21 protein-coding genes and 1 pseudogene are annotated in these 19,311 nt (G+C 39.5%); 13 read left to right on the top strand and 9 right to left on the bottom strand.

From position 1 onward, the window contains the following. Nucleotides 1–50: 50 nt before the first annotated feature. From ACOKFD_RS14755 to ACOKFD_RS14810, 12 genes and pseudogenes are all read left to right on the top strand, one after another. A complete protein-coding gene (locus ACOKFD_RS14755) occupies nucleotides 51–998 on the top strand; it encodes a GlxA family transcriptional regulator (RefSeq protein WP_422858607.1) in 948 nt (315 codons plus the stop codon). 105 nt (nucleotides 999–1,103) lie between these two features. Further along, the gene (locus ACOKFD_RS14760) at nucleotides 1,104–2,177 is read left to right on the top strand and encodes a DJ-1/PfpI family protein (protein WP_422858608.1); all 1,074 of its coding nucleotides are present in this window, start codon (nucleotides 1,104–1,106) and stop codon (nucleotides 2,175–2,177) included. A 5-nt stretch (nucleotides 2,178–2,182) separates the two neighbouring features. Beyond that, the gene (locus ACOKFD_RS14765; protein WP_422858609.1) at nucleotides 2,183–2,890 is read left to right on the top strand and encodes a DUF4386 domain-containing protein; all 708 of its coding nucleotides are present in this window, start codon (nucleotides 2,183–2,185) and stop codon (nucleotides 2,888–2,890) included. A 1-nt stretch (nucleotide 2,891) separates the two neighbouring features. Next, on the top strand, nucleotides 2,892–4,019 hold the full coding sequence (locus ACOKFD_RS14770) for a DJ-1/PfpI family protein (RefSeq protein ID WP_422858610.1): 1,128 nt from the start codon (nucleotides 2,892–2,894) through the stop codon (nucleotides 4,017–4,019). 6 nt (nucleotides 4,020–4,025) lie between these two features. Beyond that, nucleotides 4,026–5,288, top strand: a complete 1,263-nt coding sequence (locus tag ACOKFD_RS14775; protein WP_422858611.1) for a DJ-1/PfpI family protein — start codon at nucleotides 4,026–4,028, stop codon at nucleotides 5,286–5,288. Between the two features lie 12 nt (nucleotides 5,289–5,300). Next, nucleotides 5,301–6,275 carry a hypothetical protein gene (locus ACOKFD_RS14780; protein WP_422858612.1) on the top strand — a complete coding sequence of 325 codons (975 nt, stop codon included), beginning with the start codon at nucleotides 5,301–5,303 and terminating at the stop codon, nucleotides 6,273–6,275. 14 nt (nucleotides 6,276–6,289) lie between these two features. Further along, complete coding sequence (locus ACOKFD_RS14785) at nucleotides 6,290–6,718, top strand: DoxX family protein (RefSeq protein WP_422858613.1); 429 nt, start codon at nucleotides 6,290–6,292, stop codon at nucleotides 6,716–6,718. A 29-nt stretch (nucleotides 6,719–6,747) separates the two neighbouring features. Next, nucleotides 6,748–7,518 carry an HD domain-containing protein gene (locus ACOKFD_RS14790; protein ID WP_422858614.1) on the top strand — a complete coding sequence of 257 codons (771 nt, stop codon included), beginning with the start codon at nucleotides 6,748–6,750 and terminating at the stop codon, nucleotides 7,516–7,518. A gap of 1 nt (nucleotide 7,519) precedes the next feature. Then, nucleotides 7,520–7,912: a hypothetical protein gene (locus ACOKFD_RS14795; protein WP_422858615.1), complete on the top strand. Its 393-nt coding sequence runs from the start codon at nucleotides 7,520–7,522 to the stop codon at nucleotides 7,910–7,912. Then, nucleotides 7,911–8,323 (top strand): annotated as a pseudogene (locus ACOKFD_RS14800) (type IV secretory system conjugative DNA transfer family protein); the annotation flags it as partial. The gene ACOKFD_RS14795 and the pseudogene ACOKFD_RS14800, both read left to right, overlap by 2 nt. Before the next feature lie 99 nt (nucleotides 8,324–8,422). Then, nucleotides 8,423–9,316, top strand: a complete 894-nt coding sequence (locus ACOKFD_RS14805; RefSeq protein WP_422858616.1) for a helix-turn-helix domain-containing protein — start codon at nucleotides 8,423–8,425, stop codon at nucleotides 9,314–9,316. 68 nt (nucleotides 9,317–9,384) lie between these two features. Continuing rightward, the gene (locus tag ACOKFD_RS14810) at nucleotides 9,385–11,310 is read left to right on the top strand and encodes an alkaline phosphatase family protein (protein ID WP_422858617.1); all 1,926 of its coding nucleotides are present in this window, start codon (nucleotides 9,385–9,387) and stop codon (nucleotides 11,308–11,310) included. Nucleotides 11,311–11,341: 31 nt separating this feature from the next. Here ACOKFD_RS14810 and ACOKFD_RS14815 read toward each other — a convergent pair whose 3' ends face one another. From ACOKFD_RS14815 to ACOKFD_RS14855, 9 genes are read right to left on the bottom strand one after another with little or no spacing between them, the layout of a single operon-like run. Then, the gene (locus ACOKFD_RS14815; protein ID WP_422858618.1) at nucleotides 11,342–11,704 is read right to left on the bottom strand and encodes a hypothetical protein; all 363 of its coding nucleotides are present in this window, start codon (nucleotides 11,702–11,704) and stop codon (nucleotides 11,342–11,344) included. Nucleotides 11,705–11,712: 8 nt separating this feature from the next. Continuing rightward, complete coding sequence (locus tag ACOKFD_RS14820) at nucleotides 11,713–12,537, bottom strand: DUF4138 domain-containing protein (protein ID WP_422858619.1); 825 nt, start codon at nucleotides 12,535–12,537, stop codon at nucleotides 11,713–11,715. Between the two features lie 11 nt (nucleotides 12,538–12,548). Continuing rightward, nucleotides 12,549–13,484, bottom strand: coding sequence for a conjugative transposon protein TraM (traM, locus tag ACOKFD_RS14825; protein WP_422858620.1), 936 nt, complete (start codon nucleotides 13,482–13,484; stop codon nucleotides 12,549–12,551). Continuing rightward, entirely contained in the window at nucleotides 13,474–14,088 is a 615-nt protein-coding gene (locus ACOKFD_RS14830) for a conjugal transfer protein TraK (RefSeq protein ID WP_422858621.1), read from the bottom strand. The genes traM and ACOKFD_RS14830 overlap by 11 nt, the downstream gene beginning before the upstream one ends. A 2-nt stretch (nucleotides 14,089–14,090) precedes the next feature. After that, on the bottom strand, nucleotides 14,091–14,915 hold the full coding sequence (locus ACOKFD_RS14835; protein WP_422858622.1) for a hypothetical protein: 825 nt from the start codon (nucleotides 14,913–14,915) through the stop codon (nucleotides 14,091–14,093). Nucleotides 14,916–14,918: 3 nt separating this feature from the next. After that, entirely contained in the window at nucleotides 14,919–15,506 is a 588-nt protein-coding gene (locus tag ACOKFD_RS14840; RefSeq protein WP_422858623.1) for a conjugal transfer protein, read from the bottom strand. 2 nt (nucleotides 15,507–15,508) lie between these two features. Continuing rightward, nucleotides 15,509–17,914, bottom strand: coding sequence for a TraG family conjugative transposon ATPase (locus ACOKFD_RS14845; protein ID WP_422858624.1), 2,406 nt, complete (start codon nucleotides 17,912–17,914; stop codon nucleotides 15,509–15,511). Then, nucleotides 17,907–18,185: a hypothetical protein gene (locus ACOKFD_RS14850; RefSeq protein ID WP_422858625.1), complete on the bottom strand. Its 279-nt coding sequence runs from the start codon at nucleotides 18,183–18,185 to the stop codon at nucleotides 17,907–17,909. The genes ACOKFD_RS14845 and ACOKFD_RS14850 overlap by 8 nt, the downstream gene beginning before the upstream one ends. A gap of 1 nt (nucleotide 18,186) precedes the next feature. Next, complete coding sequence (locus tag ACOKFD_RS14855) at nucleotides 18,187–18,474, bottom strand: hypothetical protein (RefSeq protein ID WP_106144264.1); 288 nt, start codon at nucleotides 18,472–18,474, stop codon at nucleotides 18,187–18,189. Nucleotides 18,475–18,664: 190 nt separating this feature from the next. Between ACOKFD_RS14855 and ACOKFD_RS14860 the strand changes: the two genes are divergently transcribed. After that, nucleotides 18,665–19,306: an N-acetylmuramoyl-L-alanine amidase family protein gene (locus ACOKFD_RS14860; RefSeq protein WP_422858626.1), complete on the top strand. Its 642-nt coding sequence runs from the start codon at nucleotides 18,665–18,667 to the stop codon at nucleotides 19,304–19,306. Nucleotides 19,307–19,311: the final 5 nt, after the last annotated feature.

Consider the following 19,311-nt stretch of genomic DNA (forward strand, 5'->3'; position numbering starts at 1 on the left):
ATAGTATTTTTACATAGGAAAATTAGACTACATACCATTTGAAATAAGTAATGAGCAATAACGAGCCAATTAATAATATCTTTTTTGTAGTTCCGCCCAAAGTCCATTTACTGGACATAAATGGCCCTGCCCATATATTTTATGAAGCCAGAGAATATGGGGCTTCAATTGATTTGCACTTCATTAGTCCAATCAATGAGAATAGGGTCGTGAGTAGCGCAGGATTGAGTTTTTCGGAGTTAAAGTCTTTTGGAGATTTTCTGCCGACCAAGGATGATTTTGTTTTTGTTCCAGGTCTATATTTCTCCATTTTCTCTAATAATGAGTTTCTTCAACAGTGCAATTCATTTTTCTCTTGGCTAGAGGAATGTGATAGGATAGGCGTAAATATTTGTTCAGTTTGTACAGGTAGTTTTTTATTGGCAGAGACTGGAATACTAGACCATAGAAGTTGTACCACTCACTGGAAAAGAGTAGGGGCCTTTAGAGAGCGCTATCCGAAGATAGATTTGAAGGAAAGTCGTTTGCTGGTGATTGATAAAAATATTTACACCAGTGCTGGTATTTCCTCAGGAATTGATTTGGCGTTGTTTATTCTTGAAACAAAATTCAGTCCCAAACTTGCTGCAGATGTTGCAAAGGAAGCTGTAATCTATTTTCGACGTGGGGAGTTTGATCCCCAATTAAGTGTTTTTCTTAAATACAGAAACCATTTAGAAGAACGAATACATAAAGCCCAAGAGTTTATAGCCCAACATTTGGACAAGCAATTCACCCAATTGGAAATTGCGGAGAATGTAAACATGAGCCCGAGAAACCTATCTAGATTGTTCAAAAAAGCAACGGGAATCACTATCCACACTTACACCGAAAATTTACGGGTTGAAAAAGCTAATAATTTGCTCAATGAGAACAACAAATTGGAAATGGTAGCAAGGGAGAGCGGTTTTAAAAGCATTAGCCAATTATATGCAGTGCTGAAAAAGCATAGAAACTAGATTTTCGCTTCCTCGAAGGAATTCCATTTTTTGTCCTTAAACCGAATGATTCTGTCCTTTTAAGTCTATTGATGGGAGTCTAATTTTGATTGATATCAATACATAATGAAAAGACTTTTTATCCTGCTCTCGGTCATTCTTCCGCAAGTATTTACAATGTCCCTTGTAGCGCAGAATTCCAAAGACCTAATGGAGAATCAAATCTACGTATGCGCCCCATGCAATAGAAGATGCGATGACTTGGAATTTGAACAGCCGGGAGTATGTCAACATTGCAACATGAAACTAATCAAAAAGGAAGAACTTCAAAATTATCCAAAAACGAATCGGAAAAAAATTGGTTTCTACCTCCAATCGGGTGTGGAAATTCTTGACTTAGCGGGTCCAATGGAAGTTTTTAATTACGCGGGATATGATGTTTTCACTATTTCCAAGACTAAGGACCCGATATACGCACAAGGTATCATGAAGGTGATTCCTGATTACAATATTTCTGATGCACCAGAATCGGAATTACTGGTATTCTTTGGCGGTAACGCAGTTTTACCGTCAAAGGACATGGAGCTAATAAATTGGGTCAAAGCCCAGAATCCAAAGTACTATTTCTCCGTATGCAGTGGCGCGTTGATTCTAGCGGCATCGGGCATTTTAGATGGTAAACAGGCCACAACATTTAGATATACGTTGGAGGTATTGGAAAAGAAATACCCTAAAGTGGAAGTATTGAGAGGAGCCCGATATGTTGACAATGGCAAAGTAATAACAACCGCGGGGGTATCCGCGGGGATTGATGGTGCACTACATGTTGTGGCAAAGCTTAAAGGACTTCCTGTTGCTGCGCAAACCGCATTTTACATGGAGTACGATTGGACGCCAAATAAGGGAATTTCCTTCCCCGATGACAATCCCTATACCTCGATGAATAAAGTTGAAGTTCTAAAAGATTACGAAGGCATATTCACCTCTAACGGACGAGATGAACTGGCCTTTACATTGGATGAAAAAGGCAGACAACTCTATATGGAGAGGGACGGAAAGCGGCACCCTGTCTTTTACATTGAGAAAGATAGGTTTCTAACATCTCATGCCTCCCACATTATTGAATTTTCCAGAGATGGGAATGATACAATAACTGGTTTGGAATCATCGGAATACGATGTAAAATTCATTAGCAAATAATGGTAATGCAAATCAAGACAATCAAGTACCAGCAAATAGCTAGGATAGCCGGGGCCACCTATCTTGTCTTAATTCTTCTTGGGATTTTTTCAGAAGCGGTTGTGAGGTCAAGTCTAGTATCCTATTCAGATGCATCAAATACAGTAGATAATCTTCTTCAATCGGAATTCCTCTTCCGTTTAGGAATTGTAGGCGATATACTGGTGCTTTTTGGGGATATAGTGCTAGCTGTCCTTTTGTTTTTTTTATTAAAGACATTCAATAAAACCTTAGCAGTTTTAGCCATGACCTTCCGGCTAGCCGTAGTAGCCGTATCCAGTGTAAATGTTCTTAATATGTTATCCGTGCTTTTGCTCGTCAGCGGCTCGGAATATTTAAAATCATTCAGTGTTGAACAGATTGAATCTTTGGTACTTTTCTTTTTCAAGTTACATTCCTATGGTTATGATGTGGTTCTAACACTTTTTAGTGCTCATTGTTTGATTATCGGTGCGCTGTTTGCTAAATCAAGAATAATTCCAAGTGTATTCGGAATAGCATTTCTAATTACAGCCTGTTGTTATTTCATATTTGGTTTTAGCAGTTTTCTTTTACCAGAAGTGTCCCAAAGCCTTTTTCCCATAATCCTATTGCCTCCATTGATTACTGAACTAGCATTGGCCTTATGGCTCTTGGTAAAGGGGGTCAGTCAATCAAAATATAATGTATTATAAAATGAAAAAAAGTATAGTATTTCTTTTTGGTCTGCTCGTCATTAATGTATCCGCTCAAACGAAGGACACAATAAACATAGCGGTGTTTTTGTACGACGGAGTAGAGTTGTTGGATTTTGCGGGACCAGCAGAAGTTTTTGCCGCCGCTTCGTATTATACCAACAACTATCACTTTAATGTGTATACGGTGGCCAAGGAAACCAAGTTGAAATCCCAAGGCTTCTTGGATATCACTCCGAACTACAGTTTTGAAACTGCGCCTAAAACAGATGTTTTAATTCTTCCTGGAGGGAATGCCCATGATGCACTGAATGACACTCTTACCCAAAAATGGATAGGAAAGGAAATTGAGAGATCTCCTGATGTACTAACAGTATGCTCCGGTATTTTCTTTTTGGAGGAATCTGGGCGACTCAATGGAATTAAAGTGACTTCCCATCATAAGATCTTACCATTTTTAAAACAGATACTGAAGCCTGAAAACGTCGTCGAAGAGGTCAAATATGTTGATTCGGGTAAAATAGTTACTTCTGCCGGGGTGTCATCAGGTATCGAAGGAGCTTTTCTGACTCTCTCCAAAATTGCAGGTTATGAGGTGGCGAACAGAACCGCAAGATATATGGAATATCCCCAATGGGATATTTCAAATGGAAAGATTACCTATGACCTAGGTGAGAAAGCTTCCGATTATTTAATGGCCAATAGCGATAAGCCCCAATTTGGGGTACTTGATTTAGCTGGCCATTTGGCACTTAGAGAGGGCCGCCCCGAGGAAGCTATGAAGTACTTTAAAAGGAACTTAAGTTTCTATCCTAAAAGCCCATTGTCTTATTATGGGTTGGCCTCCTCCTTCGAAAAAATGGGTAAGTGGGCCCCACCAGTCTATGAGGATTTTTTAAACGTTCTTAGAAACGAAGGGGCTCAGGCTGCAAATAAGATATACCAAGAAACTAAGTCTAAACATCCGAGTTGGGTTCTGTTCACTTTAAAGGATATAACTGTCCGAATTGAAAATCTTATAGCGCAACAAAATTATGAGGAGGCGGACATCGTCGGTCAGATGGCCTTAGAAACATACCCCAATAATGAAGAGCTATTGAAACTAAAACAAACATTAAACTCAAAATAAAACACAATGAAAAAAATCTTGCCACTTACTATTGTTCTACTCATGCATATTATCACATTTGCCCAAAATAAAAAGTCGGAAGTAAAGAATATTGCCATATACCTTCAGGATAATGTTGAAATCTTAGACTTTGCAGGTCCAATGGAAGTCTTTGCAGTTGCTGGCTTTAATGTCTACACGGTTGCAGAAACCAAGGAGCCTATGAAGTCTTTGAATGTGCTTACAGTATTACCAGATTACGGTTTAGACGACCCAAACATCCCTACACCTGATATTATTGCTTTCGTAGGTGGCGGTGATTTAAGTGAGGCTAAAAATGATAAAGTAAAACAATGGGCAAAAGAAATGGCATCTAAAGCTGAGATACAGTTCAGTGTATGTACTGGAGCCTTTTTTCTCGCTGAGGCAGGATTGTTGGATGGTAAGATTGCTACAACTTTCCACACTGCAATTGAACCACTAAGGGACGATTTTCCCAAAATCGATGTCAGGGACGATGTAAGGTTTGTGGACAATGGTAACGTAATCACCACTGCGGGCATTTCCGCGGGAATTGATGGGGCCTTACATCTCGTCGCCAAACTAAAAGGAACAAAATATGCACGATGGGTTGCCACGGAAATGGAGTATGATAAATGGGTGGCAAACGAAGGCTTGATTTTGGATAATCAATTTTTAAATGCAATCAGATACAAGGGTTTTGAGGAAGCATCTAAGGATGCGGACAAGTATGAGTTTTACAACGGAGAGTTGTTAAATATGGCCAGTCACTTGGAAGAACATGGGAAAGTAGAGGAAGCTCAAAAATGCATTGAAATGGCCATTTCTAGAATGGAGAACCCCAATCTAAGAACTTTTGAACTTTTGAAGAATGTTTATGAGAAGCAAGGAAAAAATGTTCCTCCTACCACAGATGATTTCATTTTGGCGCTAAAGAATGATGGCGTGGCTGGGGCAAAAAAAATGCACGAAAAAGTGGTTTATGAGTTCAAGGACTGGAAGTATCTAGATGCTGATCAAATTATTAGAACGGCCTACTTGGATTATTTTAAGAAGGGGGATATGAAAACTGCTCTAGAAACTATAAAACTTCTTGATGAGATATATCCCAAGGATGCCTATGTAACATTTGTTTTGGGGCTGTATCATGAAAGAAGTGATGATTTGCCTCATGCAGTCAAATTATACAGAAAATCTTTAGAAATGGATCCTACATTATTTATGGCCCAGAACAAGATGAACACTTTAAAAAAAGAAGGAAAAATATAAAGATGGCAGTTAATGCAAGTGCAGAAATCAAACAGCATACCTAAGGGGTACAGATATTCTTTAATATCCATTTGGGTAATGGCCTTTTTTTTAGTGGGCTGCGGAACGAAGGTATCCTATCTAGGTCAGGAACCACCGAGTGATACTCCAGTATTGTTTGCCCCTACCATTGTCAACACCGAGAGCATAGAAATCAACTCAGTATTCAATTCGAGGTTCACAGAGCTATTTTTTACAAGGATTATGGATGGACGTTTTGTAATTCATCACTCAGAACTTGTTAATGGTGTCTGGTCTTCGCCAAAGCCCATTGAAATGTATGCCGATAGAAAAAGAGAATCGGTCGCGATAGACCCTTCCGTTACCCAAGATGGTAAGACTATGTATTTCCTAGGGATTAGCCCAGAGGACCGGGCTAAAAATGCCAAACCGGATATTTATAAGAGCGAAAAGATAAACGGCAAGTGGCAGATTGCAACGAAAGTTGGATATCCAATATCAACGGATGAATATGCAGAATCGTATCCTGTGGTCGTGGCGGATGGAAGTCTGTATTTTACTTCGGACCGACCTGGAGGTCTTGGCAAACGCGATATTTATAGGGCTCAGTATCTAGGAGATGGAAGGTTTGATACACCGGTAAACTTAGGTCAGAAAGTAAACTCAGTTGTGAGCCAACGAAGTACTTATGTGGCACCAGACGAAAGCTTTTTGATTACTGGCGATACTTACATAAACAAAAAGGGCTTTGCCATATCCTTCAGGGAAGATGATACATGGCAAACACCCGTATCCTATGATTTTGGTGAAGCACTTACAAAGGATTGGATTTATTTCTGTCCTTATATGTCTCCGGATGGTAAGTATTTTTTCTTTTCCAAAAGACTCAGCGACCCATCCAATAGTGGTTGGAAAGGAGTGATAAAGGGTGAAGTGTATTGGGTTGAAGCCAGTGTGATTTATAGTCTTAAAGAAAAACAGTTTTGAAATTGGAAGTTGAAATGAAAGAACAAATTGTAAAGCTCTTTTTAAGGATTGCAGTGGCCGTCGGGTTTTTATCAGCGGTAGCAGATAGAATAGGATGGTGGCCGAGTGAGGTTTCCGCATGGGGAAATTGGGAAGCTTTTATTGCCTACACGGGTCAAATCAATCCGTATGCCCCAGCTTCGATGGTTCCAACTTTGGGATTTGTTGCAACGATTCTTGAGGTAGTATTGGCACTGTGCCTCTTAGTAGGTTTTAAAACGGAACTGGCAGCAAGAATCAGCGGGTGGTTGCTGGTATTGTTCGCAATGGCAATGGCAAGTTCGATAGGCCTAAAATATGTATTCGACTATTCAGTACTGGCAGCCGCGGCAGCAGCTTTCGCAATAAATGCAATGAAGCAGAAACGTTGGGAGCTGGATGTAATGTTATCAAGTAAAAAGTAGATTATTGGTTGGTGACGATAAAAGGAAGTATGACAGAAATAGGAACGTATGATTGGGCAAAATCGACAGATTCGTCTTTGACGAAATCGGATAAGCGCGCGATTCAATTGATGATAATAAAAAGTCAGTTGTATCAATTGAAACTCTTTTTGTCTACTTCCCTTTTATTGAACAAAAAAAGACTTTCCAAAGTAGATTTTAATGATATTGTGGTTCCAGATTCTTTGTTCGCAAAACATGCCGAGGACTATGCTAACGCGGTCTACAATCCCATGCTGTTGAATCACTGTTATCGCACTTATTATTTTGGTGCCCTAATTGGACAATATTTACAACTGAAGGTGGACAGTGAACACCTGTATATCAGTTCACTTCTTCACGATTTGGGTTTGACGGATCAATATAAAAAGGAGTCCTGTAATTGTTGCTTTGCCGTCGTTGGAGCGAGAAGAGCGGAGCAATTCACAAATGAAATTGGCATGGAAGAAGAAGCGTCCAAGAAAATCTTCAATGCAATTTCAATGCATCTCAACCCAGAAATATCTGAAGAACAGGATAATGAGACCAAGTTATTGTCCTATGGGGCCACCTTGGATGTTATTGGCAACAAAAGGCGATGCGTGCCCAAAAAGGAGCTTAAAAAAGTGCTGGAGGCCTATCCAAGGAAGGGGTTTAAATATGAAATATTGGATACCCTGAAAAATATTGATCATTTCAAAGACTCACGGGCAGACTATTTGAAGGAAATTGGTTTCGAAGGTTTGATACATAAGAACAAGCTAAATCAAATTCAGCAGTAACATGATGTTGGAAAGAGAAAATAAGACAAAAATCTTGGCTCGAATACTCGCTGCGTACCTTTTGGTTACCGGAGTTGGGTTCTTTTTTTCAGGTGAGTTTTATGAAAATATGGTGGCTACCCAGAATTTGGAACCGATACTGGTAAATCTATCGGGGATGGTTCATTTTTTTATCGGAGCTGTTATTCTTGCATTTCATTTTTACTGGAAGAACTTTTTGGAAATAGTGGTGACCATATTGGGTGTTCTTTTTTTGTTGAAAGGTTCAGCTTTGATTGCACTTCCAAGGTATATCTTACAGACCAACGACAACGATCTTCAACAACCGATAGTATCAGGAATTCTATTTACAGTTTTGGGAACACTTCTTTTATTGAGATCAATGCGCGATTAAACCCAAAAATGATATGATGTATTGTGATTAGGCCAGGAAAGCAATTTTGAGTAACCTATCCTATCAGTTTTTTGGTAAAGTCAACGACCCAGACACCGCTAAATATTATGAGCGCTTTTTAGAAATTATCAAGAACCCACTAAAAGCGTGAGAAAAGCTGTAAATATCTTTAAAACCGATACCCGAATTACTAAAGGTGAAAGGGAAGTTTCTAAGAGACGTGCTGATATTTTCTTTAGGTTAAAGCAGGGTGAGTTCGTCACTTTTGCGGATGGGAGAGATAAAAAAGTACAGTTCATCCTACCTAAAATCAAAAAATTACTTCTTGAGAAAAAAGAAGAGTTTTCAAATGTTGAGATTAAGAAGAACTTTGACAATGTATATCAAGAAGTAAAGTCCATTTTTCAATAAACATACCTCAGATTCTTTGATCATGACTAGTACCTAAACAAGGGAGGAGGTCAATTTTGGGGAAGGCCGCGGACTCTTTATTCTATCTATATTATAAATTTGAATCGGAATAATCATTCTAATATCAAAAAATCAATGCGCAAATTCAAATTTGATGAAAAAAAATACGGCTATGATTTAGCAATGGATTTACATCCCTTAGATGGTCGTCCTGCGGATTATTTTGAACATCAACTACATACCATAGATTTTTTTGAGATTATGTTTTTAAAGAATAGTACTGGTCACATAAACATTAATGGGTTTAATGCTGCTTTAAAACCTTTTACTATACTTTGCAGTTCACCAAATCAGAGGAAAACAAATGCTATTTTGGATGGTGAGGGGTATCACTTAGTATTTAAAGATGATTTTTTTGCCGATTTTTTCTTAGACAAACTTTTTGTTTACAAACTACACTTTTTTTACAACGCCATACATCCGCAATTCTTCCAAATAGACCAAACTGAATATAATATCATCGCGGACAGTTTAGAATTAATAACTAAGGAAATTGAAAATTTTAGGGAAGATAGTCGCCATATTATTCGTTCACTATTATACTTTGTCCTTACAAGATTAAACCGACAGTATTCTGATTTTTATGATATTGGATTATCTACTTACACAGACTCTATGGTCTATAGTTTCAAAGACTTATTGGAAAAGAATATAAGGACATTGCATTTGGTTAATGATTACGCTAATCTTTTGAATATTGAAAGAAGTATATTGAATAGATTGGTAAAGAAACAATTTGGTGCTACAACAAAGGAAATAATTCAACAGCGGCTACTTATAGAAATTAAAAATGAACTGGTCTTTACCACAAAATCAATTACCGAAATTGCTTCTGACCTAAATTTCAGTGAGCCTAATAATTTATCCCGTTTTTTTCAAAGATTGTCAGGAATATCCCCATTGGATTATAGATCAAATAGCAAAATGATATAAATAAAAATGTAAATGATAGGTATGTAGAGAGGTTTAGATTTGATTTTAGCGTCCATAAAAGTAATGACATGAAATCACGAATTTACACTTCGACCATATACTGTTTTCTATTGATACTTATCAGTATGTCCACCTTTGGACAAAACCCAAAACAAAAGACAAAAGTTGTTCTAATATCTGTTGATGGTGCTGCGGACTGGATACTTGATGATTTACTAAAACACAAAGCTTTACCAGAAAATGGAGCCTTCTCTAAAATGAAGAGAAAAGGTGCGTATGCCCTTAATATGATACCGGTCAGCATTAGTGCAACAGCTGTTTCACATATCTCTCTATTTACGGGAGTTCATCCAAATGTACATGGTGTTGTTGGCAATAATATCCTAATGCCTGGTGAAGAAATAAAATCACCTAGGGGTACATCAGGATTTTCAGCTTCCTTGGAAACTGAAACTATCTGGAATGCAGCTATGCGACAAGGTAAAAACGTTACCAATATAAATGCAGTAGGACAGGACAACACCACTCCTGACAGAAGAGGCACTAGAACCTTTGGGTATGGAAAAAAAATGGCCAATTCCGTAGTGTCTGATTTAACTATTTCCCAAACCCGTACAGCTGTCCATGTACCAGACTTTGAGTACGTAGGTAAACTTAGTTCAACAAGCAGGGCCTTTTTTAAGCTTTTTAAAGGTGGTGAAATTCCAGTTTTCTATTTTCTCGCTGATAGCACTTTTGATGGAATTACTAATTATGATACGATTTTGGTTGACCTTGATGAAAATATTGACAACGGATATATTGGCAAACTAAAAACAAATGAATGGTCAGAAATGACTTTTGAAGTAGGAGAACAAAAAGTTGCTAGTTGGTCCTATATCATGGATTTGAATCCAAGAACAGGAGAATCCAAGGTTTATCTCGGAGCAATTGGCTTTAACCCTTCCAGCCCAATAACCTTTAAAGAGAAAATGGATAATGAGGTTGGTATTTGGCCCTGTGAGCAAGATAATATTAAGCTTAGCAAAGGGTTGATTACCGAGCAGATGTGGTTCAACCAAGCTGAACGCTTGGCCAAATACTACCAAAAACTAATTTTATCCAATATAAAGGAAGAGAATTGGGATTTGCTGAGCGGCTACTTTACGCTTATAGATGACGTACAGCACCGTTTTCTTTTAAAAGATGAGCGCCAATTGGATTATGCCATGGAAAACGGAGATAGGCGCGAACGATATGAACGTTATATATTTTGGGCTTATCAAACAATAGATAGTTTACTAAGTGAACTTATGCAAGCTGCGCCTGAAGATGTTAATTTTATAATTGTTTCGGACCACGGAATGGCTCCTATCCATTCCATTGTACTTATAAATAAGTTTTTAGAAGATTATGGAATAATTGTAAAAGGAGATAAAGTTGAAGCAAGGGCCTATAGCACCGGCCCAGCAGCTCATATATATGTAAACGTAAAGGGTAGACAGAAAAACGGTGTTATTCCCAAAAAAGAACTTTCCAAACATATAGATAAAATCGTAAAAATCTGTAAAGAACTCAAGGATCCAGTAACCGAATTACCTGTTTTTCAAACCGTTTTAAAATCTTCTGAACTCAAAAAAATTCAAATAGACCATCCAAATAGATCTGGGGATGTATTTGTTAGTGCACGAATAGGTTGGTCTGTTTCATCTAAACTAGTTTCCGGGATACCTTTCATTGTTCCTAACTCTTTTAACAAAGATTCCTATTCGCATCTAGATAAGAAAGTACAGCAATTTCTGAGTTCTGGTTTTATGAATGAAACCGGACTTGGTGTTCATGGTAATCTGGGAACCAGAAGAAAAATGCACGCCATTTTTTATGCTATTGGGCCTGATGTACCAAATAGGAGATTAAGTTCTATAAGTGCTTTGGATGTAGTGCCCACAATTGCCGAATTACTCAAAATTAAGCCCCCCAAAAAAGCAAGAGGTATTGATGTTTTTGAGAATTAGCAGCTGAGTTCAACTGCAAATAAATAATGTTTCAAAAAGGCCCACGTTCCTTTGGTCCTTTACTCGTTACCTTCCACTGACCATCAACTTGTACCAGTTTAAATATTCCCGGTCTGTTATCAAATGAGGTTGTGTATTTTACCCAAGCGGTTTCTCCTTCAATAACTTCGTCCAAGATTTCAACGGTGATGTCCTTATCTGAGGTTTGCATCATACTTTGAACGGTAACCAAACTGGCATAGCCATCTTCTGTGGTATGCTTCTTTAAAGCGGATTCATCTTTATTGAAAAAGCTTTGCGCTACTTTCTTGCCAGTTTCCGAAGGCGTAAGGGATTCTTGTTCACCGCAGGAAACAAAGAGTATCACCATCGCACAAATCATAAATTGCTTCATAATCCTATCTAATTTGGGTTGTTCATCAATCGGTGTGGTATTTTCAATCTAATATTCCTTTCGCCGTTGTTTTCGTTTAACTCCAACACCACACGCCTTTCATTGGATATCGAAAACTTGGGCAACACATAAACCAATCTTTCCAAAGCGCCTTCTCTTATTTTGGAAGGCAGCTGATGTTTATAAACCGGTTCTTTATAGATACGTTGCAACGACTTCCTTTTGCCTTTTTGTCGAGTTTCAATGGATAAGTTTAAAAAGTTCACATCATAATCCATTGAACTATTGTTTTTGATTTTGACAACTACGTACAATTCCTGTTTATCGAAAACTATGTTTTCAAGGCTCAAAACAACACCGTTACTGCGTTTTCTTTTCAGATGACCGTATGTTTTGCGATTCAAAAGATAAGTGGAAAACCGTTCGTAATAATGGCTTTTATTCAGTGGTACTTCATTGCTGTAATCCGTATCAATTTCGTCTGTCCCAGCCCTGTTTTCATTACCGATACTACTCGATTCAGAAATGAAATAATTCAGTTTCGAGAGCTCCGCACTATACTTTACAATATACGAAAAAATAGCCCCATTTTTGTTGATTACCAGTAGATTACTTTCTTTGCCAGGCTTGGCTTGAAGCAGTCCCAAGTGCTGTTCTTTTTCCCTATTAAAAGTGAATACAAAATTGTCCGAACCTGTGATTCCTTGACGGATAGGTTCCGGGAAAAACAGCGCAACATTTTTGGTGTCGTTGGCGTAAATGGTATCGAGACGGTACTGGGCAAATAATTGTAGTGAACAAAATAACATTGCCGTAAAAAAGAATTTTTTCATAGTGAAATAGTTTATTGCCGATAATCGGCTTTAAGGATGAGTTTGTAGTTGTTGACCACCGTAACCTTTACATTTCGATTACTGCGGCGAAGCACTTGACCGATACCGCTCACTTGTGGTACTCCAGGTACGTTTACGTCTTGGATAATATCATCGAGAACTTCACGGCTGGCTTCTGCACGAAAGTTGTTTTCAACATAAATTCCCTCAGAGCCATCCTGTAAATCGAATGCCTTGAGTTTGGTGGGATGATGGTTGATATTTTCTATAGAAATCAAAGCACGATTAGGCTGAAAGCTGATAAAACCAAAGACGGGAGTGTTCTTGGGTATCAAATTGCCATTGATTTGGGCTGTCTTGGTCAATCGCATTCGAAGACGGCTATTGGTTTTTACCACCTGATTGCCATCGACAACGACGTAAATTGTTTCATCGGTGTTTCCAATAATTGCCAATTCGTTGACCTTTGGCGAAGCGGCAAAGAACAACTGATGTTCCAGTCCGATTTCTTGAGCTTCGATTTGTTGCTTCTTTTGAGAGACCGTCGTATCCAAAGCTTCCGCTTCCATTGCAATGTTTGGTCTTCTATTGGCTCGTCTTTTGCTTCTCTCTGAATATTGGATTCTGTTCGCCTTATAGATGCTATCCACAATTTGTTGCTTCCGCTGTTCAGGTAAATCGGGATTGTACAGCCCTGTAGAGTCCAACAGTTTTTCATCATAGATGCTTGGCGCAGTACTCTCTCGTACCTCCTTTAGGTCGTTGATGGCATCCAGTTTAGAATCGTATTCTTTTTGGTCTTCCTCCAATTCTGGAATCAAGGTCTGTTGCAGGGTATCCGTACCAGCTTCCTCATCGTCTATCAGCATTACCGAATAAGCAATGAGAAACAGGAAAATGACGGCAAGAACCGCTGCAAAAATGATTTTATTCTTTTCAACTTTCATCGTTAATCTTTTTTAAAGTGTTCTCGAAATAATTGGTGATTAACAATCCGTGCGGATTGTTGGGGAAGTTCCTATCCACCAGTATCAAATTCCCCGAGGAAACGAGTTCGTAGGTATCAATAACCGAACCGCGGTTGATTTCAAAAATGGTGACCGTCCTAAAGACATAAGTGTCGTTTTGTTGCTCTACCTGAGATTCAATGCTCAGCACTTTCTGAACCAAGGAATACTGTAACAGTCGATTGTAAACACCATCGGCTTTCTTCTGGCGGTACAGGTTATCCACAGAACTGTTGCCCAGCCAAAGTGCCTTTTTCAGATTTCGTTCGTAATTGCTGGCATCGATGTTATAGAAATAGGTATGGAACAGTTCCAAGTGCGCTAACGCCTCCACCTTAAAATTTTCCTTCTGGGTGACGAGCTTCAGAGGAATGATGGTGCCGTCGGTATTGATGGCAAAGGCGCTATTAAGTGCATCCTTTTTGGTCTGGAAGGCCATCCAAATAGAAAAACTACTGGACAAAAGGGAACAGACCACAACGGCCAAAACGATAAATCGATTCAGTTTGAGGACGTTGTAAATGTTTTTGTAAGGTGTTTTCATAATCAATTGGTAAAAAGTCTGAGTGTAAAAGAAGTGGCACGACGATACAGTTTGAATTTCAGGAAAACGATGAATCCGACAGAGCCCAATTGAACCACTGGTGCAAAAAAGCCTTGCCCTGTGTCGGTCCCAAAAAGCGATGTCCAAAAGTTGGTGTTGAGTTCCGTATAGAGCGCATTCACAAAAATGTTGACCAAGAAGAATGCCGGCACCAACATATACACGGCGGCATACAACTTAAAAAAGGTATAGGCCAACGAACGGAACTTTTCAAAAACGGCCAAACTGATAACCAAAGGGAAAAACGCCTGCATTATTCCCAAAAGAAAAAACCGCTCGGCCAAGAACAGGGGATAGATGAACAAGTCCAAAAGCCAAAGAATCACACCGAGGATAAAGGCAAAGATTTTAAATCCAAACAGGGGAGTAACCAAAGCCTCGTACAATAAAGACATTGCGGCCTGGGCTACTTCGATAATACTTACTTCCTCCTCAATGGGAACATCCTGCAATTGCAGGGGCAGTAATGCCGGTGCCGTACCGCGGTACTGTGCTTCGATGGAAACTAAAATTGCATCGAAGAATCCCAAGACTTGCGTCGAAAAGATAACTAGGAGAACGATGGCAAAATTCTTTGCCAGTTCCCCTGGACTCAACCCCCAAGTGTAGCCATCTTTATTCGCAACCCCTTCGTTGTATTTTTTGAGTATGTTGACCAGAAAGAACAGTACTGCAAGCGTCTTCATTCCCGCAATGATGTACTGCGAGAAGCTGCTGTTCTGTATGGTCTGAAAGACCGTGTCTATATATTCCAGTCCGAAAGACATTGGTTAGTACGCCGTTTCGCGGTTATTGACCTTATCCTGCATTTTTCTGAAAGAAATAATGTCACGATAACGCTTCGTTCTGAGATTGATACTCGATACCATTTCGTTGGATTCCGCTTCTTTCCTTTTGAGGATTTCTGCGCGCTCGGCATCACTCATTTTCAGGTAATCGCTCGATAGTATTTCATCAATGAAATCCATCGTATCCAAAGAATTTTGAACAAGGGCTTCAAAGGATTCCGTGACCCGCACGACTTCCTCGGGTTTGATGTAGGGCGAGTTCAATATGTCTCGCATATCGTTTTGCATCACTTGAATGAGCCGCTGGTTATTGCGCCCGATTTCCTCCACAGCCCTTAACTGTTGAACAACGCTGGATACCTTCTCTATGGCGTCTTTGGCATCCTTCAGAAATTTTACTGATTTAATCATCTCGGCCGTTTGCTTGCCAGATTCTATAAGCTGTTTTACGAGGCTTATAAAATTGGTATTGTCATAAACTGGCATCCCTTGGGCATTGGCGCCAGAAGGCAGTAGAATTGTAACCGCCAAGAAAAGTCCGAATAAGATTGTTTTGATTTTTGTTCGCATAATTATTGGGTTTTAGATGTGAATTGAATGATTGCTTTTTCCATATCTTGATGCTCATTGTAGAGCTTCATTATTTGCTCGTTCTCTTTGCCGTCGGTGAGATAGGCCGCATAGACTTCCTTCGGAACTTCCAAGCGGAAAATGTTACTTTCCTTTCCGATTTTGATAAGCAACTCAGTGTAGATGCGGGAACCAACAAAATTATTTTTGATGGATTTCAATTGGTTCAAGTCGTGGCTGGACAGGTTAAGGCGCTTGACCAGCTCGTCATAGCCTTTTTCATTGTTTAGACTGTAAATGACTTGGGTATTTTCAAGGATGCTTGCCGAAGTGGAGTTGTTAGGAAGTTGATTGATGGATTGCAAGATGATACCGATGGCACCGTTCTGTTTCCGAATAGCCTGGTAATAGAATTCCACGCTTTCCAGTACGTTCTCAAACTTCAGTTGCTTCGCAAACTCATCAAAAAGGATGATGCCCTTTTCGGCTCGGTTACGCCAAATGGTTCTTTGGATGGCCGATTTGATGAGCTTGAGCATAACGGAAAGGATTTCCTTGTTATCCTTCACTTCATCCAGCTCAAAGACAATCAAGCGTTTGTCCTCAATTTTATACGTCTGGTCTTCGCTTACCTCAAACAGGAAGCTGTATAGACCATCACCGACATACTCGGACATCACGTGCAAAAAGCTCGTGACATTAAAGTAGTCGGGATGGATTTTCAGGTCGCTCAGAATGCTTTCCTGATGCCTTTCTATAAAGTTGTAAAAACCTTCAAGCGAATGACTGTCCGCAATGCTGTTGTAATAATGGCGCAACATCTTTTTGACCGAAACCGATTGTGCCTTGGTGACCTTTAAATCCGAAGCAAACAGTTCAAAGAGAAATACGGATAAATCCTCCAGCCGTTCTGGGGTCAAATCGTTGCGGTTACTGATAAAAAATGGATTGATGCCCAGATTCTTTCCGCTCTCATAGCGAAGCACGGTGTACTTTTCAGGATAGAGCTGCGCAAATTTGGTGTACGACCCACCCAAGTCGATGATGACCAAGCGGACACCGCTTTCAAAATATTGACGTAGAATATTATTGGCCAAAAAGGATTTGCCCTCACCCGTAGGTGCAAAAATGGCAAAGTTCCGTGCTTTGATGCGTTTCTTTTGTTCATCCCAAACATCCTTCAGTACGGGTATGTTATGCTCACGGTCGTTAAAGATGATTCCGGTATCGTCAGAATTGTAGTTACTATTGTTGATGAACAGGCACAGGGCGTGTTTCAAATCCGTGACGTATAAATCATTGTTCGAGAAATTGGAAGAGAAACAGAAAAAGCTATTCAGTATATAATTCTTCCGTTCGGTACCTCTTGGGTAATAGGGTACGATGTCCAGCTCCTTGAACTCCGTTTTGATTTTTGAGGTAATCTTATCCAGATTTCTACTGTCCTTCGCCCAATACACCACGTTCAAATGGCCACGGATTACCCGTGCATTGTCATCGGCATTGATTTGGTCAAGAATGTGTTGGATTTTACCCAATATTACCTTATTCTGCGACCCGAAGTTTGAACTCTTGTTCAGCTCTTCAACTTTCTTGTCAAGCTGTTTACGCCACTTTTGTTTGTCGTCGAGATAGAGAATCTGGTTGACAATGTGGTTCTCGTTTAGGGTTAGCCCCAAGCCATCAATAAACCCTTGATGAAATACAAAATCGTCAGAAGTGAATTTCTCATTGGTCTTGCTACTCTGTACACTTTCGCCAAAGCACAGTTCGCTGTTGACGGCCAGGGCATCAAAATGGTTTTCCCCTATGTAAATGTCATTTTTACCGAGAATGACATCGGTATCTATATCTTCATTGAACCCGTTGAAATAGGCCATGGTCAGGTCTTCTATTTCTTTCGCTTTAAGCGAAACAAACCGCATCTTTCGGCTATTGTTTATAAAGGCTATGGAATCGCTTACCGAACCGACAAAGCCTTTGATGTTTTCATCATAATCCTGAATGATACTCTTGGAAACCTTGCGGAAGGGATTGACGTATTTCGCATTGTTGAGCACCTTGTTTTTGGTCAGGATGAAAAACAGGTAGCACGAATGCTCAATGTATTGCCTTCCCTTAAAATGTTGATGGGTGGCTTTCTCCAAAAAGGTGTCATTTGGGAGTGCGGCCGAAGAATAGGATTTCTTCAAGTAGATATCCTGTTTATGTACAACCGTTCCAACAGGCAATGATTTCAGGGCTTGAAACCAGGCACCGTGGATGTCCTCATAATCCTTTTCAGACAAGGAATAGATTTCAGGAAGCTCACCTTTGTAGCATACTACCACATTGCCGTTATTGGCAAACACGATATTATCCTGAATATCAACGATGGGTCGGTATGCCGAAAGGTTGATTTTATTCATAAGTAAATCCGGAGTTACGTTTGTTACTGATGATTTTTGGAAAGGGATTGCCCATTTGAAACAGCTGTGGATAGTTCGCTATTCGCAATAGAATGACATAGAGACCACCGTTGCATACCATCAGGCCGATGATGATGCCAAAGCTGAACGAGAAGATGATAATGAGCAGAGACGCCAGGATGGATACAATCATCAAGGCAAACAGGGAAATGGGCAGGCCAAAAATGACTGCCCGTTTCCGCATATTTCTATAGACCTCAAACCGCTTCATATTAAACCACGATGCCTATGAGGTAGGTAAAGATTCCAACTACGGCACCTGCGATAAGTACAAAGACCAATACACGGGTAATCCCTTTTTTAAGGTCAGCATTCTCACCAAAGAAATGTCCCGCATTAAATAGGAAGCCTATCAAGAAGATGACCCCTAATATGATAGGGAAGATGGTTCGAATGGTATCGGAAACATCATTGACCGAATCTTCGATACCACCGATTTGTGCAAATAATGAAGTTGAAAAGAGCGAAAGAAATGTCGCCAGATAGAGCGTTTTTTTCATAACGAATGGGTTTAAATTTTTGGTTCATTTTCGTTATGAAAAATTTATGTAGATTTATAGTTCAAATAACTGATAATCAGATATTTGTGGATAAAATATTGTTTGATTTAGGATGAATTATTTTGATAGTATTTGATGTCAAATGCTATGAAAATTTGGAAGCCTATTGTTAATAACTCAAAAACCTAAAATGAAAAAGTGGCTCAAAAACGTCAGTTTGGTGATTTTGCTTCTCAAAAGTTGCATCTTTTTGGGTCAGGATTTGGATGTAAAAAAGAGAGTTATGATTGACCCTGGCCACGGCGGAAATGATTCCGGTGCCGTGGGTCAAAATTCGGTAAGGGAAAAGGAGGTCGTGCTCAATATCGCTGACGCCATTTTGTGGCTCAATGAAAAAGCCAATTCGCCTTTGGAAATCTATTTGACCCGATACAATGATACGTTGGTTTCATTGTCCGATAGAACCAAACTGGCCAAAGCTTTAAAAGCGGATTTGTTTTTGTCTTTGCATTGTAATCATTCTAATAATTCTGATGCAAGAGGTGTGGAAGTGTTTGTGGCCCATCAAGATTCCAAGTTTTCAGATGAATCAGTTTGGCTTGCCTTTCAGTTACAATCTAATCTCAACGAGAAGTTGGGCTTTGAGAGTAGGGGCGTAAAGTTTGCCAATTTTCAAGTGCTTCGGGAAACAGTGGATTCAATGCCTTCGATGCTTTTGGAATTTGGGTTTTTGAGTAATGGGGATGAAGCTCGCCATCTTTCTGAGGAAGAAAATGTCTTAGCGATTGCGCTGTCTATTTTAAGTGGGTTAAACTCCAAAAAACTAAAGTGATGAAA

The organism is Flagellimonas ulvae, assembly GCF_049333175.1.
Taxonomy (GTDB): Bacteria; Bacteroidota; Bacteroidia; order Flavobacteriales; family Flavobacteriaceae; genus Flagellimonas.